The 1,778-nt window shown below is 65.5% G+C and carries 2 protein-coding genes; both read left to right on the top strand.

All coding sequences use genetic code 11. The features are described from left to right. On the top strand, positions 1–1,194 hold a 1,194-nt coding region (locus EN750_RS32720; RefSeq protein WP_127399146.1), incomplete at its 5' end, for an ATP-binding protein. A gap of 29 nt (positions 1,195–1,223) precedes the next feature. Next, positions 1,224–1,778, top strand: a 555-nt coding sequence (locus tag EN750_RS32715) for an FAD-dependent oxidoreductase (RefSeq protein WP_145968137.1), incomplete at its 3' end; no start/stop codon positions are given.

Genomic DNA, 1,778 nt, shown 5'->3' with positions numbered 1-1,778 from the left:
CGCCTGTCCGGTATTCTCGACGCCACGCAGAAAACCACGCTGGCCGGCTTCCGGCTGCTCGATCCCCGGGGCGTCGTCATTGCCGGGCGCGGCGAGGTCGGCCAGTCGCTCAGTGCGGCCGAAGAGGTGCGCACAGCACTTGCCGGCCGCTATGCCAGCGCGCTCAGGCTGCGCATTCCCGACCAGCCGACGCCACCGCTCTATTCGGTCAGCCGCGGCACCAAGGTGCGTGTCTTCGTCGCCCTGCCGGTCGCTGTCGGCGGCAAGGTCGCCGGCGTCGTCTATGTGTCGCGGACGCCCAACAACATCATCAAACATCTCTATGGCGAACGCGGCAAGGTGACGTTGGCGGCGATCGCCATTCTCGGCGGCACGCTGCTCATCGGCCTGGTTTTCCTGCGCACCGTCAGCCGGCCGATCTATGCGCTGATTGACCGAACCGAGCGCATCGCCGCCGGCGACCGCGCGGCGATCAGGCCGCTCGACCATCACGGCACGCGAGAGATGGCGGAGCTTTCCGCCGCCTTCCTCGACATGGCCGAAAAACTGCAGGCGCGTTCCGACAGCATCCAGACGTTCGCCACCCATGTGTCGCATGAGCTCAAATCGCCGTTGACGGCGATCCAGGGCGCGGCCGAACTGCTGCGCGATTCCGGTGGCGCGATGGACGATACGGAGCGGCGGCGCTTTTCAGACAATATCGTCACCGATGCGGGACGGCTCAATCTGCTGGTTCGCCGCCTGCTCGACCTGGCGCGTGCCGAAAACCTGGCGCCGAGCGGCGAAAGCACATCGATCGGTGCGGCGCTGGCGCTGCTTCCCGTCGACAACAGGCTGGCGGTTAGCATCGGAGCCGGCAGCGAAATCGGCTTGCGCATATCGGCCGAGAACGCGGCTATCGTGCTGGCCAATCTCATCGACAATTCGGCCAGGCACGGCGCGACGGCGGTTTCTGTCTCCGCTAAGAGCGCCGGCGGCAAGGCGAGCCTCCTGGTCAGCGACGATGGCGCCGGCATTTCGCCGAGCAACCGGGCGCGCATTTTCGAGCCGTTCTTCACCACGCGGCGCGAGCAGGGCGGCACCGGCATGGGGCTTGGCATCGTGCTGGCCCTCCTGAAAGCGCATGATGGTATGATCGCGCTGGTTGACAGCGAACGCGGCACGCGCTTCGAGATCATTCTGCCGGTGGCGTGAAGGACACCATCGGCCGGATCGGAGAGAACATGCGCTACGACATCGTCATCATCGGCGGAGCCATCGTCGGCTCCTCGGTCGCCTACTATCTGCGCGAGCAAGGGTTTTCCGGCACGATCGCGCTGGTCGAGCGTGATCCGCAATTCGCGCATGCGGCAACGACGCTGTCCATGGCCTCGATCCGCCAGCAATTCTCGATCCCGGAAAACATCCGCCTGTCGCAGTTCACGCTAAAGCTGTTCCGGCGGCTGAAGGAAGAGTTCGGCGCCGACGCCGATATCGGCTTTCGCGAAGGCGGCTACCTCATCCTTGCCGGCGAGGACGGCTTGCCGATCCTCAAGAGCAATCACGAGGCGCAGATGGCTGAGGGCGCCGACATCGTGCTCGAGGATGCCGACCAGCTTACGCGCCGGTTCCCGTGGCTGTCGACCGAGGGCATTTCAGCCGGCGCCTATGGCCGCACCGGCGAAGGCTGGTTCGACGCGCATGCGATGCTGACGCTGTTCCGCAAGGCGCTGCGGCAGAAGAAAGTCGATTTCATCACCGCCGATGTCACCGCCATCGCGCGCGATGGCGGTGACATC

Origin of the sequence: Mesorhizobium sp. M7A.F.Ca.ET.027.03.2.1 (genome assembly GCF_003999175.1) — a bacterium.
In the GTDB taxonomy this organism is placed as follows: Bacteria; Pseudomonadota; Alphaproteobacteria; order Rhizobiales; family Rhizobiaceae; genus Mesorhizobium.
This window is presented reverse-complemented; position numbering and strand designations above follow the sequence as displayed.